The organism is Phreatobacter oligotrophus (assembly GCF_003046185.1).
Taxonomy (GTDB): Bacteria; Pseudomonadota; Alphaproteobacteria; order Rhizobiales; family Phreatobacteraceae; genus Phreatobacter; species Phreatobacter oligotrophus.
Map to the genome: position 1 here is coordinate 294682 of NZ_PZZL01000002.1, position 25417 is coordinate 320098.

A 25417-nucleotide genomic window follows, 5' to 3' on the forward strand; every position below is an offset into this window, starting at 1 on the left:
GAGGGCTCCCGTGATGCGCGGTTTCGACGGTTATACGCCGAAAGAAATCTTCAGGATCGCAAAGACGCAGCCGATGCCGACCGCGAAGGTGAAGAAGGTGTTGGCCAGCAGCAGCGCCACCTTCGGGCCCTCGGCCGGCACGTAATCCTCGATGATGACCTGCATGCCGATCCGCATGTGCCAGGCCGCCGAAATGACGAAGAGCAGCAGCGGAATGGCGACGAGCGGCGAGCCGAGCGTCGCCTTGACGGCGGCGAAGTTCGAGCCGGCGGTGGAGATGATCAGGCCGATGACGAAGAGCGACAGCGGCAGGTTGGCGACCGCGGTGAGGCGCTGCAGCCAGAAATGCTCCGTGCCGGACTTGGCGGAGCCGAGGCCGCGGACGCGGCCGAGCGGGGTGCGCATCGAGGACTGGGACTGACCCATGGTTCCGCTCCTTCTCAGACGCCGCCGCGAACGGCGTAGGCGATGATCCAGGTCACCAGCGTGAGCGCGATCGAACCGATCAGCGTCGCGCGGGCGAGCCACTCGCGCTCGTTCACGCCAAAGCCGCGGCCGGTATCCCAGATGAAGTGACGGATGCCGCCGAGCATGTGGTGGAACAGCGCCCAGGTGTAACCGAAGAGGATGATGCGGCCGATGATCGAGCCGGCGAACCACTGGAAGGTGGCGTAGCTGGACGGGCCGGAGGCGACCGCGATCAGCCACCAGGCGAGCAGCAGGGTCCCGAAGAACAGGGCGGCGCCGGTGACGCGATGCACGATCGACATCATCATCGTCAGCATCGGGCGATAGATCTGCAGGTGCGGTGAGAGCGGACGCTCAATCACAGGCTTTGAATCGGCCATCTGGGGCATTCCTCGCAACCGGCGGCGGTCCATGTTGCGGTGCCCACCGGAAATCCAGCGCCTGTTTAAGGGACGGGGCGCGCCGACGCAACGAGTCTGGAATGAGACAAAGGAGGGACGAGACCCGCAGTTCCGCATGACCTCGGCCCCTTCTCAACGCTTGTCCGGGGCGAAATGGGCCATTATGGCGGTGCGTCATGCCCGACACGCTGTCCCGCTACCAGGCGCTCGTCGATTCCGGCGAGATCTCGTTCGACCCTGCCCAGGCGGCGGTGGCGCGGCGCCTGTCATCCCTCAACGAGAGCCTGGCGAGCTATCGCCTCGCCCGCCGCAAGAGCTCGGCCCTCGCCTGGCTGTTCTCGCGGGGGCAGAAGCAGGAGCCGGTGCGCGGCCTCTACATCTGGGGCGATGTCGGGCGCGGCAAGACCATGCTGATGGACCTGTTCATGGCCACCAGCCCGGTGCGCCGCAAGCGCCGGGCGCATTTCCACGAATTCATGGCCGACGTCCACGAGCGCATCCACGCCTACCGGCAGAAGCTGAAGGCGGGCGAGGTCAAGGGCGATGACCCGATCGCGCCGGTGGCCGCCGATCTCGCCGAGGAGGCCTGGCTGCTCTGTTTCGACGAGTTCTCGGTCACCGACATCGCCGACGCGATGATTCTCGGCCGGCTCTTCGGCAAGCTGTTCGAGGAGGGCGTGGTGGTGGTCGCGACCTCCAACGTCGTGCCGGACCTTCTCTACCGCGACGGCCTCAACCGGGCGCTCTTCCTGCCCTTCATCGCGCTAATGCAGCAGCGGATGGAGGTGGTGAAGCTCGAATCGCGGACCGACTTCCGCATGGAGAAGCTGTCGGGGCAGCCGGTCTGGCTGACGCCGCTCGGGCCGCAGAGCGACGCCGCCATGGACACGGCCTGGTCGCGGCTGGCGGGCGGGGCCGAGGGCACGCCGGCGACCCTGCAGGTCAAGGGCCGCAGCGTCGCCGTGCCGCTCCAGGCCCATGGCACAGCCCGCTTCTCCTTCGCGGACCTGTGCGAGAAGCCGCTCGGCGCGTCGGACTATCTCGCCATCGCCCATGCCTTCCACACGGTGCTGATCGATCGCATCCCGGTGATGAAGGGACTGGAGAAGCGCAACGAGGCCAAGCGCTTCATCAATCTCATCGACGCGCTCTACGACAACCAGGTCAAGCTGGTGGCGAGCGCCGGCGACGAGCCGACGCGGCTCTACCTGTCGGAAACGGGGACGGAGGAGTTCGAGTTCCACCGAACGGCCTCGCGACTCATCGAGATGCGCTCGGACGAATATCTCTCGCTGCCCCATGCGAGAAGGTCGCAGCCTTCCGCCGACACAGGTGGTATCGTCGAGACCTGAGGGCAGCCCATGGTCGACGATGCCGACGACGTCAGGACGACCCCGCACCTGCTCGGGCGGCTGGGTCCGGGGCTGGTGACCGGTGCGGCGGACGATGATCCGAGCGGCATTGCCACCTACAGCCAGGTCGGCGCCCAGTTCGGCTATGCGCTGTCCTGGACGATGCTGTTCTCCTTCCCGCTCATGGCGGCGATCCAGGCGGTGGCGGCGCGGATCGGCTGCGTCACGGGGCGGGGGATCGCCGCGAATCTGAGGCGACACTATCCGCGGCCCCTCCTGGCCGTCGTGGTGTTGCTGCTGGCCATCGCCAATATCTTCAACCTCGGGGCCGACCTCGGCGCCATGGCCGCGGCCGTCGAACTGCTGATCGGCGGCCAGGGGCTCCTCTACACCGTGCTGTTCGGCATCGCCTGCGCGCTGGCCGAGATCTTCATCAGCTATTCGCGGTATGCCCGCCTGCTCAAATGGGCGACGCTGTCGCTCTTCGCCTATGTGGCGGTGGTCCTGTCGGTCGGCGTGCCCTGGGGCGAGGCGCTGAAGGCTATTGTCGTGCCGCAGATGAGCTTCGACCGGTCGACCATGGTGGCGCTGGTCGCCGTGCTGGGCACGACCATCAGCCCCTACCTCTTCTTCTGGCAGGCGGCCCAGGAGACCGAGGAGCTTAGGCGCCGGCACGTCAAGGCGCTCTGCCTCACGCCGGCCACGGCCGGGCCGGAACTCGCCCGTATCCGCGACGACACGCTGGTCGGCATGGGCGTCTCCAACCTCATCGCGCTCTTCATCATCCTGGCGACGGCGGCAACCCTTCATAGCGCGGGGGTGACGCAGATCGACACGGCCGCCCAGGCCGCCGAGGCTCTGCGGCCGGTGGCCGGGCCCTTCGCCTTCGCGCTCTTCGCCATCGGCATCATCGCCACGGGCCTGCTCGCCGTGCCGGTCCTCGCCGGATCGGTCGCCTATGCGGTGAGCGAGCTCTTCGCCTGGCGCACCGGCCTCGACCGGCCGCCCGCCGAGGCCAAGCTCTTCTATGGCACCATTGCGCTGGCGACCCTGGCGGGGATCGTCGTCAACGTGGTCGGGCTCGACCCGATCCGCGCCCTCTACTGGAGCGCGGTGCTGAACGGCCTGCTCGCCGCCCCGGTCATGGCCGTGACCATGGTCATCGCCATGAATCCGCGGGTCATGGGCCGCTTGACCCTGCCGCCGCTGCTCATCGTCGGCGGCTGGCTGGCGACGGCGGTGATGGCGGCCGCCTCGCTTGGCTTCCTGCTGCTCTAGCCGTTGCATCGCGGGGCGCGATGGCGCCCAATCGCCCCACCCGTCTCGCCCTTGAAAGCGCTCCCGCCTGTGTCCCGCCGCCCGAACCGCCCGGCCGCCTTCGTCGCTCCCATCAGCGAGGACCGTGTCGAGGCGCGCCTCCTCGCCATCGCCGCCGACCATATCCGCCGTTTCGGGGCGGAGCGGGTGACCGTCGTGTCGGTCGCGCGCGAGGCCGGCATGAGCCACGCCAATGTCTATCGCTTCTTCCCTTCCAAGGCCGGCCTGATCGAGGCGGTGGTGGTGGCCTGGGCGCGCAGCGTCGAGATGATCCTCGCCGACATCGCCAGCGCTCCCGATCCGGCCGATGACAAGCTGGAGCGCTTCCTCACCGCCTGGGCGCGGGCCCAGCGTGACGGCCTCGACCGCGACCCGATCATCTATGCGACCTTCGCGAGCCTGTGGGAGGCGCGGCGGGACACGATCATGGCGCATCGCGCGCGCCTGCGAGGCTTCCTCGCCGCCATTGTCGACGAGGGCCTCGAGCCGGGTCCCTTCCGGGTCAAGGACGAGGAGCGCGCCGTCGCCTTCGTCTCCGACGCCATGCAGCGCTTCGTCCATCCGGCGCTGGTGACGGAGATGCGCGACCTGCCGCGCCAGCAGGTCGAGCAGCGGGCGGGCCTGCTCGCCCGCGTCATCATCCGCACACTCATCTCCGGCGGCGTGTAAAATCGCCATACCTCAGCGTTTGCGCGTATTCCCGTCGCTCCCCGGCCATGGCCTCCTCACGCAACCTGCCGGAGTGGGGGAAACCGCGATGTGCATGACCTGTGATGTGCGGCTCGGCCGCAGGGCCTTCCTGGGTGCGGCCGGCCTCGCAGTTGCCGCGACTGCCTTTGGGGGCTCCGGCCCCTCCTTCGCCGCCGATGGCCCGGGCTCCGGCCTCACCCCCGACCAGGCGCTGGAAAAGCTGAAGGCCGGCAACCGGCGCTACGTCACCGATGCCCAATCCTGCGTCGCCGACATGGCGCGCCGGCGCAACGACACGGCCAGCGGCCAGGCGCCCTGGGCGACGCTGGTCAGCTGTGCCGACAGCCGCGTGCCGCCCGAGCTCATCTTCGGCGGGCTGACGCTCGGCGAGCTCTTCGTCGTCCGCAATGCCGGCAACACCGTCGACACCGCCGCCATGGGCACCCTCGAATATGGCGCGGCGGTGCTGAAGTCGCCGCTGATCCTGGTGCTTGGCCATTCGAGCTGCGGCGCGGTGGCCGCCGCCTGCGACGTGGTTGCCAAGAACGCCACCTTCCCCGGCGCCATCGGACCGATGATCGAGCCGATCGTGCCTGCGGCCATCGCGGCGCGCGGCAAGGACGGCGATTTCATCGACAATGCGGTGCGCGAGAACGTGCGCCGCACGGTGGCCAAGCTGAAGTCGGCGGGTCCGATCATTGCCGAGGCGGTGAAGTCCGGGACCGTCAAGATCGTCGGCGGCCGCTACGACCTTGCGACCGGCGCGGTCGACATCTTCGCCTGAGGCCGGGACGACCCTGGCCTGATCGGTCGAGCCCGACAGGCCAGGGCGGGTGGCGGGGACCGGGTGCACTGCGAGATACAGATTACAGAAAATGAAATTTGTAATCTGCGCCGATCGCCGATTCCCTTGACGAACTGTTACCGAACCGTCCCGACGCCGGTCCGGACGGCCCCTCGGCCATGCTGCGGCGCAACGTCGCCATTCCCCTCAACCCCCTGCAATGACTTGCATTTCCGGCGCCCGGCGCCCGGCGCCGCATGGGGATGCGCGACTCACTGCATTGGGGTAACTTCGGAGCAAAGCATGGCTTGAAAGACCCGGGAAATTCTGGATTAGAGGGTGAGGCAAGCGGTGATACCGCTCCCGCAACTCGTTCAGCGAAAGACCTTCCCCATGGCGCGCAAGAAACTCGCGATGATCGGCTCCGGCCAGATCGGCGGCACCCTCGCCCTCCTGGCCGGCCTCAAGGAGCTCGGCGACATCGTGATGTTCGACATCGCCGAGGGCACCGCGAAGGGCAAGGCCCTCGACATCGCGCAGGCCTCGGCTGTCGAGGGCTTCGACGCCAAGATGAGCGGCACCGGCTCCTACGAGGCCATCGAGGGCGCCGACGTCTGCATCGTCACCGCCGGCGTGCCGCGCAAGCCCGGCATGAGCCGCGACGACCTCCTCGGCATCAACCTGAAGGTGATGGAGCAGGTCGGCGCGGGCATCAAGAAGTACGCCCCCAACGCCTTCGTCGTCTGCATCACCAACCCGCTCGACGCCATGGTCTGGGCGCTGCAGAAGTTCTCGGGCCTGCCCGCCAACAAGGTCGTCGGCATGGCCGGCGTGCTCGACTCCTCGCGCTTCGAGCTGTTCCTGGCCGAGGCCACCGGCGTCTCGATCGAGGACATCCATGCCTGGACGCTCGGCGGCCACGGCGACGACATGGTGCCGATGGTGCGCCACTCGACGGTCGGCGGCGTGCCGCTGACGCAGCTCGTCAAGTCGGGCTGGCTCACCCAGGAGAAGCTGGACGCCATCGTCGAGCGCACCCGCAAGGGCGGCGGCGAGATCGTCGGCCTGCTCGGCAACGGCTCGGCCTTCTACGCGCCGGCCGCCTCCGCCATCGCCATGGCCGAGAGCTACCTGAAGGACAAGAAGCGCGTCCTTCCCTCGGCGGCCTACCTGACCGGCCAGTACGGCGTGAAGGACATGTATGTGGGCGTCCCGGTGCTCATCGGCGCCGGTGGTGTTGAGAAGATCGTGGAGTTCGAGCTCGACAAGGGCGAGCAGGAGATGTTCGCGAAGTCCGTCGCCTCGGTGAAGGGCCTCGTCGACGCCTGCAAGACCATCGCCCCCGAGCTCGCGAAGTAAGTCGCGTTCAGTGGAGTGACCCGGCGGCGGGCGCCCGCGCCCGCCCGCTGCAGCATCCCAACAACCCGAGAGAGCGGCCCCGCCCGCCAGACAGAGGGTCTCAGATGAACATCCACGAATACCAGGCGAAAGCCCTGTTGAAAGAGTTCGGCGCGCCCGTCTCCAACGGCGTCGCCATCTTCAAGGCGTCGGAGGCCAAGGCCGCGGCGAAGAAGCTCGGCGGCCCCCTCTGGGTGGTGAAGTCGCAGATCCACGCGGGTGGCCGCGGCAAGGGCAAGTTCAAGGAGAAGGCGGCTGGCGAGAAGGGCGGCGTCCGCCTTGCCAAGTCGATCGAGGAGGTCGAGGCCTTCGCCAAGCAGATGCTCGGCAACACCCTCGTCACCGTGCAGACCGGCCCGACCGGCAAGCAGGTGAACCGCCTCTACATCGAGGACGGCTCGGACATCGAGAAGGAGTTCTACCTCTCGATGCTGGTCGACCGCGAGACCGGCCGCGTCGCCTATGTCGTCTCCACCGAGGGCGGCATGGACATCGAGGCCGTCGCCCACGACACGCCCGAGAAGATCAAGACCTTCTCCGTCGATCCGGCCACGGGTTTCATGCCTCATCATGCCCGCACGATCGCCAAGACACTGGGCCTCACCGGTGACCTCGCCAAGCAGGCCGAGGTGGTCGCCGGCATCCTGTACAAGGCGTTCGTCGCCAAGGACATGGCGATGCTGGAGATCAACCCGCTCATCGTCACCAAGCAGGGCCAGCTGAAGGTGCTCGACGCCAAGGTGTCGTTCGACTCCAACGCCCTCTACCGCCATCCCGACGTGGTGTCGCTGCGCGACATCACCGAGGAGGACGAGAAGGAGATCGAGGCGTCCAAGTACGACCTCGCCTACATCGCCCTCGACGGCACGATCGGCTGCATGGTCAACGGCGCCGGCCTTGCCATGGCGACGCTGGACATCATCCAGCTCTACGGCGAGAGCCCGGCCAACTTCCTGGACGTCGGCGGCGGCGCCTCGGAGGAGAAGGTCACCGCGGCCTTCAAGATCATCACCGCCGACCCGAAGGTGAAGGGTATCCTCGTCAACATCTTCGGCGGCATCATGAAGTGCGACGTCATCGCCCGCGGCGTGCTCGCGGCGGTGAAGACCGTCGGCCTCAAGGTTCCTCTCGTGGTGCGCCTCGAGGGCACCAATGTCGAGGAAGGCAAGAAGATCATCCGCGAGTCCGGCCTCAACGTCATCCCGGCGGATGACCTCGACGATGCCGCGCAGAAGATCGTCAACGCGGTGAAGGGCGGCAAGGCCCCGGCTCCGAAGGCCCCGGCCAAGAAGCCTGAGACCAAGAAGCCCGAGGCCAAGAAGGCCGAGAAGAAGCCGGCCTCCAAGGCTGCCGCCAAGTCGACGGGTTCCAAGACCTCGTCCAAGGCCCCGGCTGCGAAGGCTCCCGCTGCCAAGGCCCCGGCCAAGGCTGCCGCGAAGGCTCCGGCGAAGGCCGCTGCCAAGCCGGCCGCTCCGGCCAAGAAGGCCGAGGCTCCGAAGGCCGCCGCTCCCGCCAAGGCTGCCGCGAAGGCCCCCGCCAAGGCTGCCGCGAAGGCCCCCGCCAAGGCTGCTGCGAAGGCCCCCGCCAAGGCCGCTGCCGCCAAGGCCCCGGCCAAGGCTGCGGCCCCTGCCAAGGCCGCCGCTCCGGCCGCAAAGGCTCCGGCCAAGGCTGCCAAGGGCGCTGCCAAGGCTCCGGCGAAGGCTCCGGCCAAGGCGCCTGCGAAGGCCGCTGCCAAGCCGGCTGCCGCTGCTCCCGCCGCGGCCAAGAAGGCCGAGGCTCCGAAGGCCGCCGCTCCCGCCAAGGCTGCCGCGCCTGCGAAGGCTGCCGCGAAGGCTCCGGCCAAGGCTGCTGCCAAGCCCGCCGCTGCCAAGGCTCCGGCCAAGGGCAAGGGCAAGAAGTGACGCGCTGAAGGCGTGCCGGTCTCCGGCCGGCGCGCCGCATTTGCAGGATATCCGGAGGCGGCGCCCGCGCCCGGCGCGATCCCGCCTCCGCCATCCCGGCCTCGACGTCCGGTCCACCACGGACCCTCGCCGTCGCCGGATCGTCATCCGCGGACCGCAGGCTGACGGCCCTCACCGCCCGCCGACCGCCCGGTCCGCACAGGAGCTTTGAATGTCCATTCTGATCACCAAGAAGACCAAGGTCATCACCCAGGGCTTCACCGGCAAGAACGGCACCTTCCATTCCGAGCAGGCACTGGCCTACGGGACGAAGGTCGTCGGCGGCACGTCGCCCGGCAAGGGCGGTTCGACCCACCTGGGCCTGCCGGTCTTCGACACCGTCGCCGAGGCCCGCGAGAAGACCGGCGCCGACGCTTCGGTCATCTACGTTCCCCCGCCGGGCGCGGCCGACGCCATCTGCGAGGCCATCGACGCTGAGATCCCGCTCATCGTCTGCATCACCGAGGGCATCCCGGTGCAGGACATGATCCGCGTGAAGCGCTCGCTCGAGGGCTCGAAGTCGCGCCTCATCGGCCCGAACTGCCCGGGCGTGGTGACCGCCGGCGAGAGCAAGATCGGCATCATGCCGGCCAACATCTTCAAGAAGGGCAATGTCGGCATCGTCTCGCGCTCCGGCACGCTGACCTATGAAGCGGTGTTCCAGACCTCGCAGGAGGGCCTCGGCCAGACGACCGCCGTCGGCATCGGCGGCGACCCGGTCAAGGGCACCGAGTACATCGACATGCTGGAGATGTTCCTCGCCGACCCGAAGACCGAGTCGATCATCATGATCGGCGAGATCGGCGGCTCGGCCGAGGAAGAGGCTGCCCAGTTCATCAAGGACGAGGCCAAGCGCGGCCGGAAGAAGCCGATGGTCGGCTTCATCGCCGGCCGCACGGCGCCTCCGGGCCGCCGCATGGGCCATGCCGGCGCGATCATCTCGGGCGGCAAGGGCGGCGCCGAGGACAAGATCGCCGCCATGGAGGCCGCGGGCATCCGCGTGTCGCCGTCGCCGGCCCGCCTCGGCAAGACGCTGGTCGACGTTCTCAAGAAGCGTTGATCCGACCGATTCCGGAAATCGGCCCGATCAGGGCCGATTTCCGCCACCGACCCGGCGTCCAGTGACGCCCCGCATGACAGCGCGGACCCGGATCGCATCGGCGATCCCGAAGCTGCAGGAACCGACCATGGCACGCCAAGACGAGACCATCGCGCTCACGTCCTTCCTCTATGGCGGCAACGCCGCCTATATCGAGGACCTCTACGCCCGTTACGAGGCCGATCCGGCCTCCGTTGACGCGCAATGGCAGGCTTTCTTCTCCTCGCTCGGCGACGACCGCAAGGACGTTGTGAAGAACGCGGAGGGCCCGTCCTGGTCGAAGCCGAACTGGCCGATCGCCGCCAATGGCGAGCTCATCTCCGCCATGGACGGCAACTGGGCGCAGGTCGAGAAGGCCATCGGCGACAAGCTGAAGGCCAAGGCCGCCGACAAGGCCAAGGGCGCCGAGATCACCGCCGAGCAGGTGCAGCAGGCCACGCGCGATTCCGTCCGCGCGCTGATGCTCATCCGCGCCTACCGCATGCGCGGCCACCTGCACGCCAATCTCGACCCGATCGGCCTCGATCCGCCGAAGACCCACGAGGAGCTCGATCCGCGCTCCTACGGCTTCACCGAGGCCGACTACGACCGCAAGATCTTCATCGACAAGGTGCTCGGCCTCGAATTCGCGACGCTGCGCGAGATGGTCGCCATCCTCGAGCGCACCTACTGCCAGACCATCGGCGTCGAGTTCATGCACATCACCGATCCCGCCCAGAAGGCGTGGATCCAGGAGCGCATCGAGGGTCCGGACAAGGAAATCGCCTTCACCAAGGAGGGCAAGCGCGCCATCCTGCAGAAGCTGGTGGAGGCCGAGGGCTTCGAGAAGTTCCTCGACCTGCGCTACACCGGCACCAAGCGCTTCGGCCTCGACGGCGGCGAAAGCATGATCCCGGCGCTGGAGCAGATCATCAAGCGCGGCGGCCAGCTCGGCGTCCGCGAGATCGTGCTCGGCATGGCCCATCGCGGCCGCCTCAACACCCTCACCCAGGTCATGGGCAAGCCGCACCGCGCGCTGTTCCACGAGTTCAAGGGCGGCTCCTTCGCCCCCGACGACGTGGAAGGCTCGGGCGACGTGAAGTACCACCTCGGCGCCTCGTCGGACCGCGAGTTCGACGGCAATAAGGTGCACCTCTCGCTCACCCCGAACCCGTCGCACCTCGAGATCGTCAATCCCGTGGTGCTCGGCAAGGTGCGCGCCAAGCAGGACCAGCATGGCTGTCCGCCCGAGGACCGCACGGCCGTCCTGCCGCTGCTCATCCATGGCGATGCGGCCTTCGCTGGCCAGGGCGTCGTGGCCGAGTGCTTCGGCCTGTCGGGCCTGAAGGGTCACCGCACCGGTGGCTCGATCCACTTCATCATCAACAACCAGATCGGCTTCACCACCTATCCGCGCTACTCGCGCTCCTCGCCCTATCCGTCGGACGTGGCGAAGATGGTGGAAGCCCCGATCTTCCACGTGAACGGCGATGATCCGGAGGCGGTGGTCTTCGCGGCCAAGGTCGCGACCGAGTTCCGCCAGAAGTTCCAGAAGCCCGTCGTGATCGACATGTGGTGCTACCGCCGCTTCGGTCACAACGAGGGCGACGAGCCGGCCTTCACCCAGCCGCTCATGTACAAGAAGATCCGCGGCCTCAAGACCACCCTCGACAAGTACTCGGCCAAGCTCGTGGCCGAGGGCGTCGTCACCGAGGGCGAGGTCGAGAAGATGAAGGGCGACTGGCGCCAGCGTCTCGACGCGGAAATGGAAGCCGGCCAGGCCTACAAGCCGAACAAGGCCGACTGGCTCGACGGCAAGTGGGCCGGCCTCTCGGGCGGCCTGTCGTCGGACGATGATCCGCGCCGCGGCGCCTCGGGTGTCGAGAAGGAGCGGCTTGCCCGCATCGGCCAGGCCATTGCCAGCGTGCCGCAGGGCTTCAACGTTCACCGCACGATCCAGCGCTTCCTCGACAACCGTCGCAAGATGATCGAGACCGGCGAGGGGATCGACTGGGCCATGGCCGAGGCGCTCGCCTTCGGCTCGCTCGTCGAGGAAGGCCACCGCGTCCGCCTGTCCGGCCAGGACTGCGAGCGCGGCACCTTCTCCCAGCGCCATTCCGTGCTGATCGACCAGGAGACCGAGGCGCGCTACACGCCGCTGAACAACGTCTCCGAGGGGCAGGCCAAGTACGAGGTCATCAACTCGATGCTCTCGGAGGAGGCTGTCCTCGGCTACGAGTATGGCTATTCGCTGGCGGAGCCGAATGCGCTGACGCTGTGGGAAGGCCAGTTCGGCGACTTCGCCAACGGCGCGCAGGTGGTGTTCGACCAGTTCATCTCCTCGGCCGAGCGCAAGTGGCTGCGCCTGTCGGGCCTCGTCTGCCTGCTGCCGCATGGCTACGAGGGCCAGGGTCCGGAGCACTCCTCGGCCCGCCTCGAGCGGTTCCTGCAGATGTGCGCCGAGGACAACATGCAGGTGGCGAACTGCACCACGCCGGCGAACTACTTCCACATCCTGCGCCGGCAGCTGAAGCGCGAGATCCGCAAGCCGCTGATCCTGATGACGCCGAAGTCGCTGCTGCGCCACAAGCGCGCCGTGTCGCGGCTCGACGAGCTGGTCACCGGCACCTCGTTCCACCGCGTTCTGTGGGACGATGCGCAGGTGCTCCCGGGTCAGGAGACGAAGCTGGTGGAGGACAAGAAGATCCGCCGGGTCATCGTCTGCTCCGGCAAGGTCTACTATGACCTCTACGAGGACCGCATCAAGCGCGGCATCGACGACGTCTACATCATGCGCGTCGAGCAGCTCTATCCCTTCCCGCTGAAGGCGCTGGCGGGCGAGATCGGCCGCTTCAAGAACGCCGAGGTCGTCTGGTGCCAGGAAGAGCCCAAGAACATGGGCGGCTGGTCCTTCGTCGAGCCCTATCTCGAATGGGTCCTGACGACGGCCGGCTCGAAGTCGAAGCGCGCCCGCTATGTCGGCCGCCCGGCTTCCGCCGCCACCGCGACGGGCCTCCTGTCGCGCCACAACGCCCAGCTCCAGGCCTTCCTGGACGAAGCCTTCGCATGACGGGCCGGCCCGCGCCGCGGGCCGGTTCTCCATCCGCTTTCAAGAGACGAGAGGCCCGCAAGGGACTGACATCATGGCCACCGAAATCCGCGTTCCGACGCTCGGCGAATCCGTTTCCGAGGCGACCGTCGCCAAGTGGTTCAAGAAGCCCGGCGAGGCGGTGAAGCAGGACGAGCCGCTGGTGGAGCTGGAGACCGACAAGGTCACGCTCGAGGTCAACGCGCCCGCCTCCGGCACGCTCGCTGAGATCATCGCCGATTCCGGCACGACGGTGGGCGTCGCCGCCCTGCTCGGCCAGATCACCGAAGGCGGCGCCGCCGCTGCTGCCCCGGCCAAGTCCGAGGCGCCCAAGGCTGCGGCCCCGGCCCCGGCCCCGGCTCCGGCGCCGGCCGCTGCCGCTCCGGCCAAGGCGGCGTCCGCCGACAATGGCCCGGCAGTCGCCCGCATCGCTGCCGAGACCGGCGTCAATCCGGCTGCCGTCGCCGGCACCGGCAAGGATGGCCGCGTGACCAAGGGCGACATGCTCGCCGCCGTCGCCACCGGCGTGAGCGCCCCGGCGCCCGCCCCGGTCGTCGCCGCCCCGCGCCCGGCCTCCCAGCCGGTGGATGCGGCGCGCGAGGAGCGCGTGCGCATGACCAAGCTGCGCCAGACCATCGCCCGCCGCCTCAAGGAGGCGCAGAACACCGCCGCCATGCTGACGACCTTCAACGAGGTCGACATGACCGCGGTCATGACGCTGCGCAACCAGTACAAGGACATCTTCGAGAAGAAGCACGGCGTGAAGCTCGGCTTCATGGGCTTCTTCGTGCGGGCCTGCGTCCAGGCGCTGAAGGACATCCCGGCGGTCAATGCCGAGATCGACGGCACCGACCTCATCTACAAGAACTTCTGCCATGTCGGCGTCGCCGTCGGCACGGACAAGGGCCTCGTCGTGCCGGTGGTGCGTGACGCGGACCGCATGGGCATCGCCGAGATCGAGAAGACCATCGCCGATTTCGGCAAGCGCGCCCGCGACGGCAAGCTCTCCATCGAGGAGATGCAGGGCGGCACCTTCACCATCTCGAACGGTGGCGTCTACGGCTCGCTGATGTCGACGCCGATCCTCAACGCGCCGCAGTCTGGCATCCTCGGCATGCACAAGATCCAGGACCGCCCGATGGTCATCGGCGGCAAGATCGAGATCCGCCCGATGATGTATCTGGCGCTCTCCTACGACCACCGGATCGTCGACGGCAAGGAAGCCGTGACCTTCCTGGTGCGCGTCAAGGAGAGCCTCGAGGATCCGGCCCGCCTGGTCATGGACCTCTGAGGTCCGTGACGCTCTGAGGCTATTCGGGCCGCCGGTCGCCGGCGGCCGCCGCGGCGGGAGAAGCGCATGTCGAAGGGCGTCGTCATCGTCACCGGCTCGAGCCGCGGCATCGGGCGCGCCTGCGCCCTGCTCGCCGCCGAGCGCGGCTACGACGTGGTGGTCAACTACACCGCCAATGCAGCCGCCGCGCAGGAGGTCGTCGCCGGGATCAATGCCCGCGGCGCCCAGGCCATCGCGGTGAAGGGCGACATCGCCGAGGAGGCCGACATTCTCGGCCTCTTCGCCGCCGCCGACCGCCTTGGCCCCCTCGTCGGCCTCATCAACAATGCCGGCGTGGTCTCGCTCTCCGGCCGCGTCGAGACCTACACGGCCGACCGCCTCCACCGCCTTCTCAACATCAACGTGGTCGGCACCATCCTGTGCTCGCGCGAGGCGGTGAAGCGCATGTCGACCAAGCATGGCGGCAAGGGCGGCGCGATCGTGAACATCTCGTCGGTCGCCGCCGTGCTCGGCAGCCCCAACGAATATGTCGACTATGCCGCCTCCAAGGGCGCGGTAGACAGCTTCACCGTCGGGCTGGCCAAGGAGGTCGCGACCGAGGGCATCCGCGTCAACGCGGTGCGCCCCGGCATGATCACCACCGACATTCACGAGGCGAGCGGCGATCCCGGCCGCGTCGAGCGCATCCGTCCCACCATCCCGATGCAGCGGATCGGCGAGCCGCACGAGATCGCGACCGCCGCGCTCTGGCTCCTCTCGGAGGAAGCCTCCTACTGCACCGGTACCTTCATCACCATATCAGGCGGGCGCTGACGCGCCGGCCCCTCCCCCTCGGAGACTGACATGTCCTACGATCTCATCGTCATCGGCACCGGCCCTGGCGGCTATGTCTGCGCCATCCGCGCCGCCCAGCTCGGCCTCAAGGTGGCCGTGGTCGAGAAGCGCAAGACCCATGGCGGGACCTGCCTGAACGTCGGCTGCATCCCCTCCAAGGCGCTGCTGCACGCCTCCGAGCTGTTCGACGAGGCGGGCCATGGCTTCAAGGCGCTCGGCATCGACGTGCCGGCGCCGAAGCTCAACCTCAAGCAGATGATGGTGCACAAGCAGGAGACCATCGACGCCAATGTCGGCGGCGTCGCCTTCCTGCTGAAGAAGCACAAGGTCGATCAGCATTTCGGCACCGGAACGATCACCGCGCCGGGCAAGGTCTTGGTCGCGGCCGATGACGGCAAGGTCACGGAGATCGAGGGCAAGTCCATCGTCATCGCCACCGGCTCGGACGTCGCCCAGCTGCCGGGCGTCGCCATCGACGAGAAGCAGATCGTCTCCTCCACCGGCGCGCTCGAGCTCGCCAAGGTGCCGTCCAAGCTCGTGGTGATCGGCGCCGGCGTCATCGGCCTCGAGCTCGGCTCGGTCTGGCGCCGCCTCGGCGCCGAGGTCCATGTCATCGAGTATCTCGACCGCATCCTCCCGGGCATGGATGCCGAGGTCGCCAAGCAGTTCCACCGCATCCTCGGCAAGCAGGGCTTCACCTTCCAGCTCGGCTCCAAGGTGACCGGCGCCAAGGCCTCGAAGAAGGGCGTCAGCCTGACCGTCGAGCCGGCGGCTGGCGGCGCGGCTGAGACGATCGAGGCCGAGGTGGTGCTGGTCGCCATCGGCCGCCGCCCCTACACGGACGGGCTCGGCCTCGAGGCGGTCGGCGTCGCCACCGAGCGTGGCCGTGTGATCATCGACGACCACTTCAAGACCAACGTGCCCGGCATCTATGCCATCGGTGACGTGGTGCGCGGTCCGATGCTCGCCCACAAGGCGGAGGATGAGGGCGTCGCCGTTGCCGAGATCATCGCCGGCAAGGCCGGCCACGTGAACTACAACTGCATTCCCGGCGTGGTCTACACCTATCCGGAGGTCGCGACGGTCGGGAAGAGCGAAGAGGACCTCAAGGCCGCCGGCATCGCCTACAATGTCGGCAAGTTCCCCTTCACCGCCAATGGCCGCGCCCGCGCCAATCGCGCCACGGACGGCTTCGTGAAGGTGCTGGCGGATGCCGCCACCGACAAGGTGCTCGGCGTCCATATCGTCGGCGCCGGCGCTGGCGAGATGATCCACGAGGCCGTGGTGCTCATGGAATTCGGCGGTTCGTCCGAGGACCTCGCCCGCTCCACCCACGCCCATCCGACCATGTCGGAGGCGGTGAAGGAGGCGGCCCTCGCCGTCGACAAGCGCGCCATCCACATGTGAGGCCGAGGGCGCACCCGCCCTCCCCTGCCCTGCCTTCGAACCCCGGCCTCGTGCCGGGGTTTTTCATTGGTGTCACCGCGGGGCGTGAACCGTTTCCGTTGTCACAGCGACCCATGGACATGGAAAGCGACCGCAGGCCGCGGCGCTCCACCACCAGGAGGAAATCACCATGTCCATCACCTTCCGCAAGCTTGCCGCCGCTGGCGGCCTCGCCCTCGCCCTCTCCGGCGCCTTCACCGGCTTCGCCCAGGCCCAGTCCGCCGGTGGCGGCGGCGGTGGCAGCGGTGGCGGCGGTGGCGCCGGCGGTATCGCCGAGGCTGTCATCACCCATGCGATCGCTGTGCCGAACCCGACGCCGCCGCGCCGCGGCCGGGGCGGTGCGGGCGAAGCGGGCGCGCCCGGCGCCTGCCAGTACTCGGCTCTCTACGGCATGGTGGTCTGCGACCGTCGCCGCTGAGCCGATCGCCACTCCCACCCAACGCAAGACCGGCGGAGCCCCAGGGCTCCGCCGGTTTTCGTGTGTTCGGCCTGCAAGGAAGGCGAACGCGGCTCAGTCGGTGGTGACCTTGCCCGGCTTGCCCGGCGCGACGGTCGCCTGGCGCGGAGCGGCCCCCGGTTCCGTCGCCGGCGGAGCCTCGGCCGTGGCGCCCGGGACCACCGGAGCGTCGGGGGCCGGCGTGACCGGCGGCGCTGCCACCATCGGAGCCGAGGAGGCGTCCGGGCGGACGGCCGCGTTCAGGGCGGGGACAGGATCGGCAAGGCCGGCGCCGAGCTGCGGATCGGCCGCCGCGCCGCGGCGCGCGGTCTCTCGGAGGATCTGGCGCAGCTGCGCCGGGTCGATGTCGGGCTGGCGCTCAATGAGCAGCGCCGCGATGCCGCTCACATGGGCGGCGGCGACGGAGGTGCCCGACGACATCTGGTAGCCGCCGCGGGGCGCCGGCAGGATGATGTCGACGCCGGGGGCGGCGACCGTCACATGGCCGCCGCGGGACGCCGCCTGGAAGAGCTGGCCCGCCTGGTCGGTGGCCGTGACGGCGATGACGTCCGGGTCGGCGGCGGGATAGGAGATCGGCGCGCCGGGGCCCTCGTTGCCCATGGCCGCGACCATGGCGATGCGGCGCGAGGCCGCCACCTGGATGGCGCGGGTCATCATCGGATCGCGCGGGCCGGCAAAGCTCATGTTGATGACGCGGGCACCCTCGCGGATCGACCAGTCCATGGCCTTGAGGATGTGGAAGCTGGTGCCCGAGGCCCCCGTGCTCTGGCCGGGGGCGAAGGCGCGCGCGGCAAAGATGTTGGCGCCCGGCGAGATGCCGGTGAGCTGGGCATGGGCGACGATGGCGCCCGCCATGCCGGTGCCGTGCTCATGCGACTGGAAGGGGCCACCCACCGCATCGAAGGTCTTGGCGATCCGGCCGGTCATTTCGGGATGCGTCGCCTCGACGCCGGAATCGATCACCGCGATCGGCACCTGCGCGCCGCGGGAGAGGAGATGAGCCTCGGGCAGGCGGAGCTGCTCGACGACATATTGCAGGCTGGCGCCGCCGCCCTGGGTGGTGGAGGCGCTCTGCAGGCGGAAGACATAGTTCGGCCGCTCGAACAGATAGTTCGGCTGCACATAGCCGACGCCGCGCACGGCGGACATGGCGCGGACCGCCGCCGGCACGGTGGTCCGGTTGGGAATGCGATAGCGATGGACCGTGGCGCCGACGAGGTCGAAGCGCTCCTCGGCGATCAGCGTCAGGTTGAAGCGACGTACGACATTGCGCAGCGTCGGCGCCGGAGCATTGGGCGCGAGGACGAAGAGCACCTCGTCGGGCAGGTAGCGGCGCTCGTTGGGATCGGGAAGGCCCGGAACGTCGCGCGGCTCGGGCGCGGCGCGGGCGGCGGAAATGAGGGCCGGCGCGCCGAAGACGGCCGCGGCGCCTGCGGCAGCCGGACCAAATCCCGGACCGCGCGGCGGCAGGCCTCCGCCCCCGGGGGGCGGGCCGACGGGCGGCAGGCGACCGCCGCCGCCGGGCGGCAGGACGATCACCGGAGGCGGCAGGCCGACGACGACGGGCGGGCGTGCTCCCGGCGGGCGGCCATCGGGTGGGCGATTGCCGGGGGGACGGGTGCCCGGGGGGCGCGTGGCGGGGGGACGGGTCGCCGCCGAGCTGCCACCGGGACGCTGGGCGCCCGGACGAACCGTGCCGGCATCATCGCCATAACGGCCTGGCGACGCCACGCGGCCCGGGCGTTGGCCACGGACGGGACCATCGACGAAACGGCCGCCACGTCCGCCATCGATGACGCGGCCACCCTCGATGACGCGACCGCCACGCGGCATGGCCATGCCGGGGACGCGGCCGCCGGGAATGCGCTGGATGGCGGGAGCGCCGCCCGCGGGGAGGCCGATGCGGGGACCACGGCTGCGCAGGCCCCCACCGCCGATGCCGATGCCACCGATGGAGATGCCGAACTGCGCCTGGGCCGGCCGGCTGTCGGCCGCGACCAGCATGGTCGAGGCGGCGAGCACGGCGAGGAACCCGGCAAGGACGCCGCGGGTCGGGCGGAGCGGTCGATCGTCTGACGGCTGAGGCATGGCGCGATCCTGCCGGACGAATGCCGGCCCTTCAGCTCAAGGGTCGGCTTTGCGTGTTTCTGTTTGGCGACATCCCGGCGGATGCCGCGTCACGTCAGGTCGCCGGGCCAACGAAGCGGACGAGGGACGACTGGCGGCGCAGCTCGCCGACGATGCGATCGATCTCGGCCTGGGCCATGCCGGCCTCGCCGATGCGCACGCGGTAGAAGCCGCCGGGGCGCGGGCCCTCGACGATCGAGCCCTTCACCTGTTCCAGCAGCCGCTGCATGTCGGCGGCGGTCGCCGTGCCGGCAAAGCCGACGAGGAGATGGGTGCCATCGCCGCGGGGGGCGGTGGAGGTCGTGTGCGAGGCCGTCTGGTACTGGGCGGGGCCGCCCATGAAGGAGGAGCCGATGAGGCCGGCCTGGATGACCAGGGCGAGGGCCGCAGCGCCCGCCGCATAGGCAAGGGTGCGCGGCGAGAGCAGGGCGAGCTTCTCGCCGAGCCAGTCGGCAAAGCCGGCCTTGGCGCGGGCGGCGACGTGGGAGAGTTTCGCCGGCTCGGCCTCGACGCGGCGCATCAGCTCGTCGAGGACGCGGGGCGAGGGACGGGGGGCGGCTTCGGCGAGGGCGAAGCTCGCGTCCTGGTCCTCGCGGACGATCTCGAGCTCATCGCGGAGCGTCGGGTCGGCGGCAAGCGCCGCCTCGACACGGGCAGTGTCGGAGGCGTCGAGGGTTCCGGCCGCGTACCAGGGCAGCAGCTCGGAGACCGCACGGCGCTCGGCATTGTCATTGGGGCTGCGCGTCGTCATGGCCAACCTCGATCGACTCCGGCGCTCTGCATGAGCTCCTGGAGCCTCTTGCGCGCATAGAACATGCGCGTCTTGACGGTGTTCTCCGGGATCTGGACGATCTCGGCCACTTCGGAGATGGATTTCTCCTGGTAGTAGACGAGATCGACAATTTCCCGGTGCTCGGGCGAAAGCTGGTCGATGCAGCGGCGGATGGCCTTTGCCTTGTCCAGCTTCTGAGACACCGTCTCGGGTGTGTCCGCGTCGTCCGCGATGGCGGCGGCTTGCTCCTCGTCGAGCTCCGCTTCGGTCGTCTTCCTCAACGAGGACAACGCCTTGAAGCGGGCCATTCCAAGGATCCAGGTCGAGACGCTGGAGCGCCCCTCGAACCGGTCGGCCTGCCGCCACACGTCCAGGAAGACTTCGCCGATCAGATCCTCGGCCTGCACTTCGTCCCTGACGAACCGGAGAATGAACCGGAACACGCGGACATTGTGGCGGGCATAGAGGGTCCGAAAGGCGAGACGATCGCCTTTGGCAACCCGGAGGATGAGATCCTGGTCGCTGTCAGACTGCATCGTCACTCCCGAGCCGGTGGGCTCGCCCCATCAGTCGCGGCAGCCGGCGAAAAGGTTCATGGGGCATCGCGGAATCTGCAGCGTGGCGCGGTCGGCATGCCCGCGTAACATGACGAAACACGTCAGGAGGTCAACTGGCCTGCCGCGATGGCGGCTGCGCGCGCCCGCAGCGACCGCGATCAGGGTCAACGGGGAATGAGCGCCCAGTAGTCGAGATCGAGGATTACCGCGGGGTCGTAATCGTCCCCCGCCTTCAGCGGATAGTCGCCGCAGGGGCGGTCCTTGGTGGCGACGGTGCGGATGCGCAGGGCGCCGACATCGTCGCGGCCGGGAAGCTCCTCGACGGCGAGGATCTGCGACCAGGCGAAGACGGTGTTGCCGGCGAAAAGCGGGGCGACATGCCGCCCGCCATTGATCGCCGCGATGTGGAAGGCGTTGGCGAGGCCGTTGAAGGAGAGGGCGCGGGCGAGGGAGATGACGTGGCCGCCATAGATGAGGCGGCGGCCGAAACGGCCCTGGCCTTCCGTGAACTGGTTGAAATGGACCTTCGCCGTGTTCTGGTAGAGGCGCGTCGCCAGCATGTGCTCGGCCTCCTCCACGGTCATGCCGTCGACATGGTCGATGCACTCGCCGGCGACATAGTCGTTGAGGCGGTGGCGCTGGCCGGCGAGCACCGTGTCATAGGCCTCGGGGTCGATCACCGGGCAGGCATCGCCGAGCTGGTCGGGCTCCAGCGCCTTCGGCAGGGCCGGCACATGCTCCTCCGGCGCGGGCGCGGCCTCATCGCGCTTCCTCACCATGACCCAGCGCACATAGTCCAGCACGGTGTCGCCGTGCTGGTTGGTGCCGACCGAGCGGACATAGACGACGCCGGTCTTGCGGTTGGAGTTCTCCTTCAGGCCGATGACCTCGGAGACGGTGGAGAGCGTGTCGCCGGGATAGACGGGCGCGAGGAAACGGCAACCGGCATAGCCGAGATTGGCCACCGCGTTCAGCGACACATCCGGCACGGTCTTGCCGAAGACGACGTGGAAGACGAGGAGGTCGTCGAGGGGGCTCTTCGGATAGCCGATGGCGCGGGCGAAGGCGTCGGAGGACTGGACGGCGAAGCGGGTGCCGTAGAGCGCCGTGTAGAGCGCGGCATCGCCCGTCGTGACGGTGCGCGGGGTGGCGTGGACGAGCCTGTCGCCGAGGCGGAAATCCTCGAAGAAACGTCCGGGATTGGTCTTCGGCATGGGGCCCTCCTCGCGTCGCTCATCTATGCCGTGCTGCGCTGCGAAGTCCAACCGGACGAAGGAAGGGGGCGGGGGAAGTTCAGGACCTTGGGCGTTCCTTGATCGCCCCCCTCACCCTTCCCTCTTCCCGCCGGGGAGAGGGGGCAACAGCGTCGCGTCCCGCTCGGCATCCTCTCCGCTTGGCATGACGGTGGAGTTCGGTCGCGACGTCGAAGTCCCCCTCTCCCCGCCTGCGGGGAGAGGGAAGGGTGAGGGGCCGATGAGCTCCACCGGTTCACAAGGCCCGCCGCATCGGGTATCGAACCCCACCACCCCGCATCGTCCGCACCAAGGCGCCCATGGCCCCCACTCCCGTACCCGGCCGACCCAAGCTGGTCCTCGCCTCGGCCTCGCCGCGCCGCCTCGCCCTGCTGCAGCAGGCGGGGATCGAGCCGGACACGCTGGTGCCGGCGGAGATCGACGAGACGCCCTTCCCGCGCGAGAGCCCGCGGAAGCTCGCCCTGCGCCTCGCGCGCGAGAAGGCCGCCGAGGCCGCCCGCCGCCTGCGCGATGATCCGGACTGGTCGGGCTCCGTCATCATCTCCGCCGATACGGTGGTCTGCGTCGGCCGCCGCATCCTGCCCAAGGCCGAGACGGTGGAGGAGGCCGCCGCCTGCATCCGCCTGCTCTCGGGCCGCGCGCACCGCGTCTATACGGGCCTCTGCCGCGTCGACCAGGCCGGCCGCGTCAGCACCAAGCTGGTCGAGACCCGCGTGCGCTTCAAGCGCCTCTCGGGCGCCGAGATCGACGCCTATCTCGGTTCGGGCGAATGGCGCGGCAAGGCCGGCGGCTATGCCATCCAGGGCATTGCCGGCGCCTTCGTCCTGTCGCTCGTCGGCTCCTACACCAATGTCGTCGGCCTGCCGCTCGCCGAGGCCGTCGGCCTCATCGGCGCGACGGGCTATCCGGTGACCCTCGGCTGGATCGCCAAGGGTTGACCCTTTTCGCAGAAGCCGACGGGCCCCATCTTCGCTGCCATGAATCCTGTCAACGACAACGACCGACCGCTCGACCCGCCCAAGGCCTGCAGCATCTGCGGCAAGCCGGCGACCGTGCGCTACAAGCCCTTCTGTTCGAAGCGCTGCGCCGATATCGACCTCAACCGCTGGTTCAGCGGCACCTATGCCATCCCCGTCGCCGAGGACCCTGACGAGGATGGCGAGGACGCTGACCGCCGCTGACCGGCGTCAGATCATCTCCAGCGAGCGCTTGCGGGCGGGCGGCGGGAAGGCGCGGTCGATCTCGGCCATGTCCTGGTCGGTGAGGGTCAGATCGACCGCCGGCCGGTTCTCGGAGATGTGCTCGGGGCTCGCCATCTGCGGAATGGCGATCACCCCGCCCCGCCGCAGCGTGAAGGCGAGGGCCACCTGCGCGGCGGTCGCGCCGGGATGGCGGGCGGCGATGGCCGCGAGCACGGGGTCGCGCGTCAGGCGCCCCTGTTCCACCGGCGAATAGGCCATGACCGGAATGCCGCGCTGGGCCTGCCAGGGGAGGAGGTCGAACTCGATGCCGCGCCGCAGGCAGTTGTAGAGCACCTGGTTCACGGCCACCGCGGCGCCGCCCTCGTCCAGCAGCTCCTCCATGTCGTCGCGGTCGAAGTTGGAGACGCCCCAGGCGCGGATCTTGCCGGTCTCGCGCAGCCGCTCGAAGGCCGCGACCGTCTCGGCGAGCGGGATCGAACCGCGCCAGTGGAGGAGATAGAGGTCCAGCCGGTCGGTCCCGAGGCGGCGCAGCGAGCGCTCGCAGGCCTCGATGGCGCTGCGCCGGCCGGCATTGTGCGGATAGACCTTGGAGGCGAGATAGGCCTCGTCGCGGCGGCCGGCGATGGCCTCGCCGATGAGCTCCTCGGCGGCGCCGTCGCCATACATCTCGGCCGTGTCGATGAGGGTCAGGCCGGCATCGAGGCCCGCCCGCAGCGCCGCCATGGCTGAGGCGCGCCGCGCCGGGCGGTCGGCGATGGTCCAGGTGCCCTGTCCGAGCACGGGGACGGCGGTGCCGTCCGGCAGGCGGATGGTTGGAACGGTTCCCATGACCGGCTCCCTCGCCGGACAGGCTCCGGCTATTGCTGCTTCGGGATGTTGGCGTCGGCCACGACCTTAGACCATTTCGCCGTCTCGGCCTTCAGGAAGGCGCCGAATTCCCGCGGCGTCTGCGGAGCGGGCTGGGCGCCGAAGCGCTCGAACTTTTCCTTCGTCTCCGCCTCCTTCAGCGCCCGCGTCATGGCGGCGTTGATGGCGGTGACGACATCGGCCGGCGTGCCTTTGGGCGCGACGATGCCGGACCAGGAATAGGCCTCGTAGCCGGGAAGGCCCGCCTCGCCCATGGTCGGGATGTCCGGCAGCAGCGACAGCCGCGCCGGGCTGATGCCCAGCGCCTTGACGGTCTTGGACTGCACCTGCGGGACCGCCGTTGGCCCATCGGCGAACATCAGCTGCACGTGGTTGCCGAGGAGGCTGTTCATGGCCGGCGCGCTGCCGCGATGGGCGACATGCAGGAGGTCCGTGCCGGTCATGCTCTTGAACAGCTCGCCGGCAAGGTGCGTGCCGCCGCCAACGCCGGCCGAGCCATAGGCGAGCTTGCCCGGATTGGCCTTCGCATAGGCCGCGAGCTCGCCCACCGTCGAGACCGGCAGCGAGGGATGGGCGCAGACGATGATGGGGAAGATGCCGGCGCCGCTCACCGGCACGAACTCGGTGAGGAAGTCATAGGGCAGGCTGGCCTTGAGGCTCGGATGCACGGTGTGGTGGATGGCGCAGACAAGGAGCGTATGCCCGTCCGGATCGGCGCGCTGGACGGCCTGGGCGCCGATCACCGCATCGGCGCCCGGACGGTTCTCGATGATGACCGCCTGGTTCCAGTATTCGGAGATTTTCTGGCCGATCTGCCGGGCCGTGAGATCGACCGGCCCACCCGGCGGGAAGGGCACGAGCAGCGTCACGCGCTTGGAGGGAAAGGCCTGGGCCCGCGCCGGCAGGATCGAGGCCGCGGCGACGCCGCCCATGGCGGCGAGGACGGAACGGCGGCTGGTGGCGGACATGGCATTTCCCCGGATCATTGTTTCCGGGAATGAAACGCCATTTCACGAACCGCCACAACCCGGCCGGTCGGCGGGGGCGAGCCCTCCCCCGCCGCAGGCCATGCGTCAGTCGACCTTGGCGCCGGCGGCGCGGACCACTTCGGCCCAGCGCGGGATCTCGCGGGCCATGCGCGCCTGCAGGACCTCGGGGCCCTTCATGGTGGCGAGCGCGCCGAGCTCCTCGAAGCGCTTCACGAAGGCCGGGTCCTGGCCGACCTTGATATGGGCGGCGACGAGCCGCTCGACGATTGGGGCGGGCACGCCCTTCGGCGCGATCATGCCCGACCAGGAGGTGACGTCGAAGTCGGGCACGCCGCCCTCGATCATCGTCGGCACATCGGGCAGGCCCGGCCAGCGCTTGGCGGTGGAGACGGCGATCGGCTTGATCGCCTTGCCCTGGATCTGGCCGATGATGGTCGGCAGGTTGTCGAACATGAAGTCGATGCGGCCGGCAATGAGGTCCTGCACCGCGACCGAGCCGGTGCGGTAGGGCACGTGGAGCGGCTGCATGCCGACGCGGCGGGAGAGGAACTCGGTCGACAGATGCGCCGTGGTGCCAAGGCCCGGCGTGCCGTAGGAGGCCTTGCCCTCGCCCTTGGCCTTCACCCAGGCGATGAACTCCTGCACCGTGTTGGCGGGGTTCTGGAGGTTCACGACGAGGACGTTGGGAATCTCGTAGATGTCAGCGAGATAGGTGAAATCGGTCAGCGGATTGAAGGGCAGCGTGCGGTACAGCTCGATATGGGCGGAGAGCGGACCGATGGTGGAGACGCCGATCGTGTAGCCATCCGGGTCCGCCTTGGCGATGGCGTTGACGCCGACATTGCCGGCCGAGCCCGGCCGGTTCTCGATGACGACCGTCTGGCCGAGCTCCTTGCCGAGATGCTCGCCGATGACGCGCGAGAGCACGTCGGTGGAGCCGCCCGGCGGGAAGGGCACGATCATGCGGATGGGGCGGTTCGGCCAGGCGCCCTGGGCATGGGCGCCATGGATGGCGGGCGTCGCCAGCGCACCGGCAAGGCCGGCCAGGACCGTACGGCGGTCGATGGTCATGGGATTTCCTCTGTTCTGCTGTGTTTTGGCGCCGT

The 25417-nt window shown here is 69.1% G+C and carries 22 protein-coding genes and 1 pseudogene; 14 read left to right on the forward strand and 9 right to left on the reverse strand.

Annotated features, from left to right (window positions below; all coding sequences use genetic code 11):
• Positions 1-30: 30 nt before the first annotated feature.
• Both sdhD and sdhC read right to left on the reverse strand, forming a co-directional pair.
• Positions 31-426: a succinate dehydrogenase, hydrophobic membrane anchor protein gene (gene sdhD / locus C8P69_RS05380; protein WP_170118126.1), complete on the reverse strand. Its 396-nt coding sequence runs from the start codon at positions 424-426 to the stop codon at positions 31-33.
• A gap of 14 nt (positions 427-440) precedes the next feature.
• Positions 441-848, reverse strand: a complete 408-nt coding sequence (gene sdhC / locus C8P69_RS05385; protein ID WP_108174837.1) for a succinate dehydrogenase, cytochrome b556 subunit — start codon at positions 846-848, stop codon at positions 441-443.
• 197 nt (positions 849-1045) lie between these two features.
• On the opposite strand from sdhC, the gene zapE reads away from it, so the two are divergent.
• The 12 genes and pseudogenes from zapE (at position 1046) to C8P69_RS23770 (ending at position 16505) form a co-directional block, all read left to right on the forward strand.
• Entirely contained in the window at positions 1046-2221 is a 1176-nt protein-coding gene (zapE, locus tag C8P69_RS05390) for a cell division protein ZapE (protein WP_108174838.1), read from the forward strand.
• 9 nt (positions 2222-2230) lie between these two features.
• Positions 2231-3499 (forward strand): NRAMP family divalent metal transporter, encoded by a 1269-nt coding sequence (locus C8P69_RS05395; protein ID WP_108174839.1) that lies wholly within the window; start codon positions 2231-2233, stop codon positions 3497-3499.
• A 69-nt stretch (positions 3500-3568) separates the two neighbouring features.
• Positions 3569-4207 carry a TetR/AcrR family transcriptional regulator gene (locus tag C8P69_RS05400; protein WP_245901879.1) on the forward strand — a complete coding sequence of 213 codons (639 nt, stop codon included), beginning with the start codon at positions 3569-3571 and terminating at the stop codon, positions 4205-4207.
• Positions 4208-4295: 88 nt separating this feature from the next.
• Positions 4296-5012 carry a carbonic anhydrase gene (locus C8P69_RS05405; RefSeq protein WP_108174840.1) on the forward strand — a complete coding sequence of 239 codons (717 nt, stop codon included), beginning with the start codon at positions 4296-4298 and terminating at the stop codon, positions 5010-5012.
• A 393-nt stretch (positions 5013-5405) separates the two neighbouring features.
• Complete coding sequence (gene mdh / locus C8P69_RS05410) at positions 5406-6371, forward strand: malate dehydrogenase (protein WP_108174841.1); 966 nt, start codon at positions 5406-5408, stop codon at positions 6369-6371.
• Positions 6372-6475: 104 nt separating this feature from the next.
• A pseudogene (gene sucC, locus C8P69_RS24070) lies at positions 6476-7666 on the forward strand (ADP-forming succinate--CoA ligase subunit beta); the annotation flags it as partial.
• Positions 7667-8522: 856 nt separating this feature from the next.
• Positions 8523-9410: a succinate--CoA ligase subunit alpha gene (gene sucD / locus C8P69_RS05420; protein ID WP_108174842.1), complete on the forward strand. Its 888-nt coding sequence runs from the start codon at positions 8523-8525 to the stop codon at positions 9408-9410.
• A 127-nt stretch (positions 9411-9537) separates the two neighbouring features.
• Complete coding sequence (locus C8P69_RS05425; RefSeq protein ID WP_108175543.1) at positions 9538-12498, forward strand: 2-oxoglutarate dehydrogenase E1 component; 2961 nt, start codon at positions 9538-9540, stop codon at positions 12496-12498.
• 73 nt (positions 12499-12571) lie between these two features.
• Positions 12572-13807 carry a 2-oxoglutarate dehydrogenase complex dihydrolipoyllysine-residue succinyltransferase gene (odhB, locus tag C8P69_RS05430; RefSeq protein ID WP_108174843.1) on the forward strand — a complete coding sequence of 412 codons (1236 nt, stop codon included), beginning with the start codon at positions 12572-12574 and terminating at the stop codon, positions 13805-13807.
• Positions 13808-13873: 66 nt separating this feature from the next.
• The gene (locus C8P69_RS05435; protein ID WP_108174844.1) at positions 13874-14620 is read left to right on the forward strand and encodes an SDR family oxidoreductase; all 747 of its coding nucleotides are present in this window, start codon (positions 13874-13876) and stop codon (positions 14618-14620) included.
• 30 nt (positions 14621-14650) lie between these two features.
• A complete protein-coding gene (gene lpdA / locus C8P69_RS05440; RefSeq protein WP_108174845.1) occupies positions 14651-16048 on the forward strand; it encodes a dihydrolipoyl dehydrogenase in 1398 nt (465 codons plus the stop codon).
• A 169-nt stretch (positions 16049-16217) separates the two neighbouring features.
• Positions 16218-16505: a hypothetical protein gene (locus tag C8P69_RS23770; protein ID WP_170118128.1), complete on the forward strand. Its 288-nt coding sequence runs from the start codon at positions 16218-16220 to the stop codon at positions 16503-16505.
• 93 nt (positions 16506-16598) lie between these two features.
• On the opposite strand, the gene C8P69_RS05450 is transcribed toward C8P69_RS23770, so the two are convergent.
• The 4 genes from C8P69_RS05450 to C8P69_RS05465 form a co-directional block, all read right to left on the reverse strand.
• On the reverse strand, positions 16599-18632 hold the full coding sequence (locus C8P69_RS05450) for a S8 family peptidase (protein WP_108174847.1): 2034 nt from the start codon (positions 18630-18632) through the stop codon (positions 16599-16601).
• A 94-nt stretch (positions 18633-18726) separates the two neighbouring features.
• Entirely contained in the window at positions 18727-19422 is a 696-nt protein-coding gene (locus C8P69_RS05455; RefSeq protein ID WP_108174848.1) for a hypothetical protein, read from the reverse strand.
• Positions 19419-19979 (reverse strand): sigma-70 family RNA polymerase sigma factor, encoded by a 561-nt coding sequence (locus C8P69_RS05460; RefSeq protein WP_108174849.1) that lies wholly within the window; start codon positions 19977-19979, stop codon positions 19419-19421. Before C8P69_RS05460 ends, C8P69_RS05455 begins: the two co-directional genes overlap by 4 nt.
• Positions 19980-20164: 185 nt before the next feature.
• Positions 20165-21214: a MaoC family dehydratase gene (locus C8P69_RS05465; protein WP_108174850.1), complete on the reverse strand. Its 1050-nt coding sequence runs from the start codon at positions 21212-21214 to the stop codon at positions 20165-20167.
• Between the two features lie 338 nt (positions 21215-21552).
• On the opposite strand from C8P69_RS05465, the gene C8P69_RS05470 reads away from it, so the two are divergent.
• Positions 21553-22191 (forward strand): Maf-like protein, encoded by a 639-nt coding sequence (locus C8P69_RS05470; RefSeq protein WP_108174851.1) that lies wholly within the window; start codon positions 21553-21555, stop codon positions 22189-22191.
• A gap of 39 nt (positions 22192-22230) precedes the next feature.
• Positions 22231-22434 carry a DNA gyrase inhibitor YacG gene (gene yacG / locus C8P69_RS05475; RefSeq protein WP_108174852.1) on the forward strand — a complete coding sequence of 68 codons (204 nt, stop codon included), beginning with the start codon at positions 22231-22233 and terminating at the stop codon, positions 22432-22434.
• 6 nt (positions 22435-22440) lie between these two features.
• On the opposite strand, the gene C8P69_RS05480 is transcribed toward yacG, so the two are convergent.
• The 3 genes from C8P69_RS05480 to C8P69_RS05490 form a co-directional block, all read right to left on the reverse strand.
• Positions 22441-23283 (reverse strand): aldo/keto reductase, encoded by an 843-nt coding sequence (locus tag C8P69_RS05480; RefSeq protein ID WP_108174853.1) that lies wholly within the window; start codon positions 23281-23283, stop codon positions 22441-22443.
• A gap of 29 nt (positions 23284-23312) precedes the next feature.
• Positions 23313-24290 (reverse strand): Bug family tripartite tricarboxylate transporter substrate binding protein, encoded by a 978-nt coding sequence (locus tag C8P69_RS05485; RefSeq protein WP_108174854.1) that lies wholly within the window; start codon positions 24288-24290, stop codon positions 23313-23315.
• Positions 24291-24395: 105 nt separating this feature from the next.
• Positions 24396-25382, reverse strand: a complete 987-nt coding sequence (locus C8P69_RS05490; RefSeq protein WP_108174855.1) for a Bug family tripartite tricarboxylate transporter substrate binding protein — start codon at positions 25380-25382, stop codon at positions 24396-24398.
• Between the last annotated feature and the right edge of the window lie 35 nt (positions 25383-25417).

Bases quoted from the DNA above. Each gene is read 5' to 3' on its own strand.
- yacG (WP_108174852.1), top strand. From the start codon at position 22,231: ATGAATCCTGTCAACGACAACGACCGACCGCTCGACCCGCCCAAGGCC.
- C8P69_RS05490 (WP_108174855.1), bottom strand. From the start codon at position 25,382: ATGACCATCGACCGCCGTACGGTCCTGGCCGGCCTTGCCGGTGCGCTG.
- C8P69_RS05485 (WP_108174854.1), bottom strand. From the start codon at position 24,290: ATGTCCGCCACCAGCCGCCGTTCCGTCCTCGCCGCCATGGGCGGCGTC.
- C8P69_RS23770 (WP_170118128.1), top strand. From the start codon at position 16,218: ATGTCCATCACCTTCCGCAAGCTTGCCGCCGCTGGCGGCCTCGCCCTC.
- C8P69_RS05405 (WP_108174840.1), top strand. From the start codon at position 4,296: ATGTGCATGACCTGTGATGTGCGGCTCGGCCGCAGGGCCTTCCTGGGT.
- zapE (WP_108174838.1), top strand. From the start codon at position 1,046: ATGCCCGACACGCTGTCCCGCTACCAGGCGCTCGTCGATTCCGGCGAG.
- C8P69_RS05465 (WP_108174850.1), bottom strand. From the start codon at position 21,214: ATGCCGAAGACCAATCCCGGACGTTTCTTCGAGGATTTCCGCCTCGGC.
- C8P69_RS05470 (WP_108174851.1), top strand. From the start codon at position 21,553: ATGGCCCCCACTCCCGTACCCGGCCGACCCAAGCTGGTCCTCGCCTCG.
- C8P69_RS05460 (WP_108174849.1), bottom strand. From the start codon at position 19,979: ATGCAGTCTGACAGCGACCAGGATCTCATCCTCCGGGTTGCCAAAGGC.
- C8P69_RS05395 (WP_108174839.1), top strand. From the start codon at position 2,231: ATGGTCGACGATGCCGACGACGTCAGGACGACCCCGCACCTGCTCGGG.
- sdhD (WP_170118126.1), bottom strand. From the start codon at position 426: ATGGGTCAGTCCCAGTCCTCGATGCGCACCCCGCTCGGCCGCGTCCGC.
- C8P69_RS05455 (WP_108174848.1), bottom strand. From the start codon at position 19,422: ATGACGACGCGCAGCCCCAATGACAATGCCGAGCGCCGTGCGGTCTCC.
- odhB (WP_108174843.1), top strand. From the start codon at position 12,572: ATGGCCACCGAAATCCGCGTTCCGACGCTCGGCGAATCCGTTTCCGAG.
- C8P69_RS05480 (WP_108174853.1), bottom strand. From the start codon at position 23,283: ATGGGAACCGTTCCAACCATCCGCCTGCCGGACGGCACCGCCGTCCCC.
- sucD (WP_108174842.1), top strand. From the start codon at position 8,523: ATGTCCATTCTGATCACCAAGAAGACCAAGGTCATCACCCAGGGCTTC.
- C8P69_RS05425 (WP_108175543.1), top strand. From the start codon at position 9,538: ATGGCACGCCAAGACGAGACCATCGCGCTCACGTCCTTCCTCTATGGC.
- C8P69_RS05450 (WP_108174847.1), bottom strand. From the start codon at position 18,632: ATGCCTCAGCCGTCAGACGATCGACCGCTCCGCCCGACCCGCGGCGTC.
- mdh (WP_108174841.1), top strand. From the start codon at position 5,406: ATGGCGCGCAAGAAACTCGCGATGATCGGCTCCGGCCAGATCGGCGGC.
- sdhC (WP_108174837.1), bottom strand. From the start codon at position 848: ATGGCCGATTCAAAGCCTGTGATTGAGCGTCCGCTCTCACCGCACCTG.
- lpdA (WP_108174845.1), top strand. From the start codon at position 14,651: ATGTCCTACGATCTCATCGTCATCGGCACCGGCCCTGGCGGCTATGTC.
- C8P69_RS05435 (WP_108174844.1), top strand. From the start codon at position 13,874: ATGTCGAAGGGCGTCGTCATCGTCACCGGCTCGAGCCGCGGCATCGGG.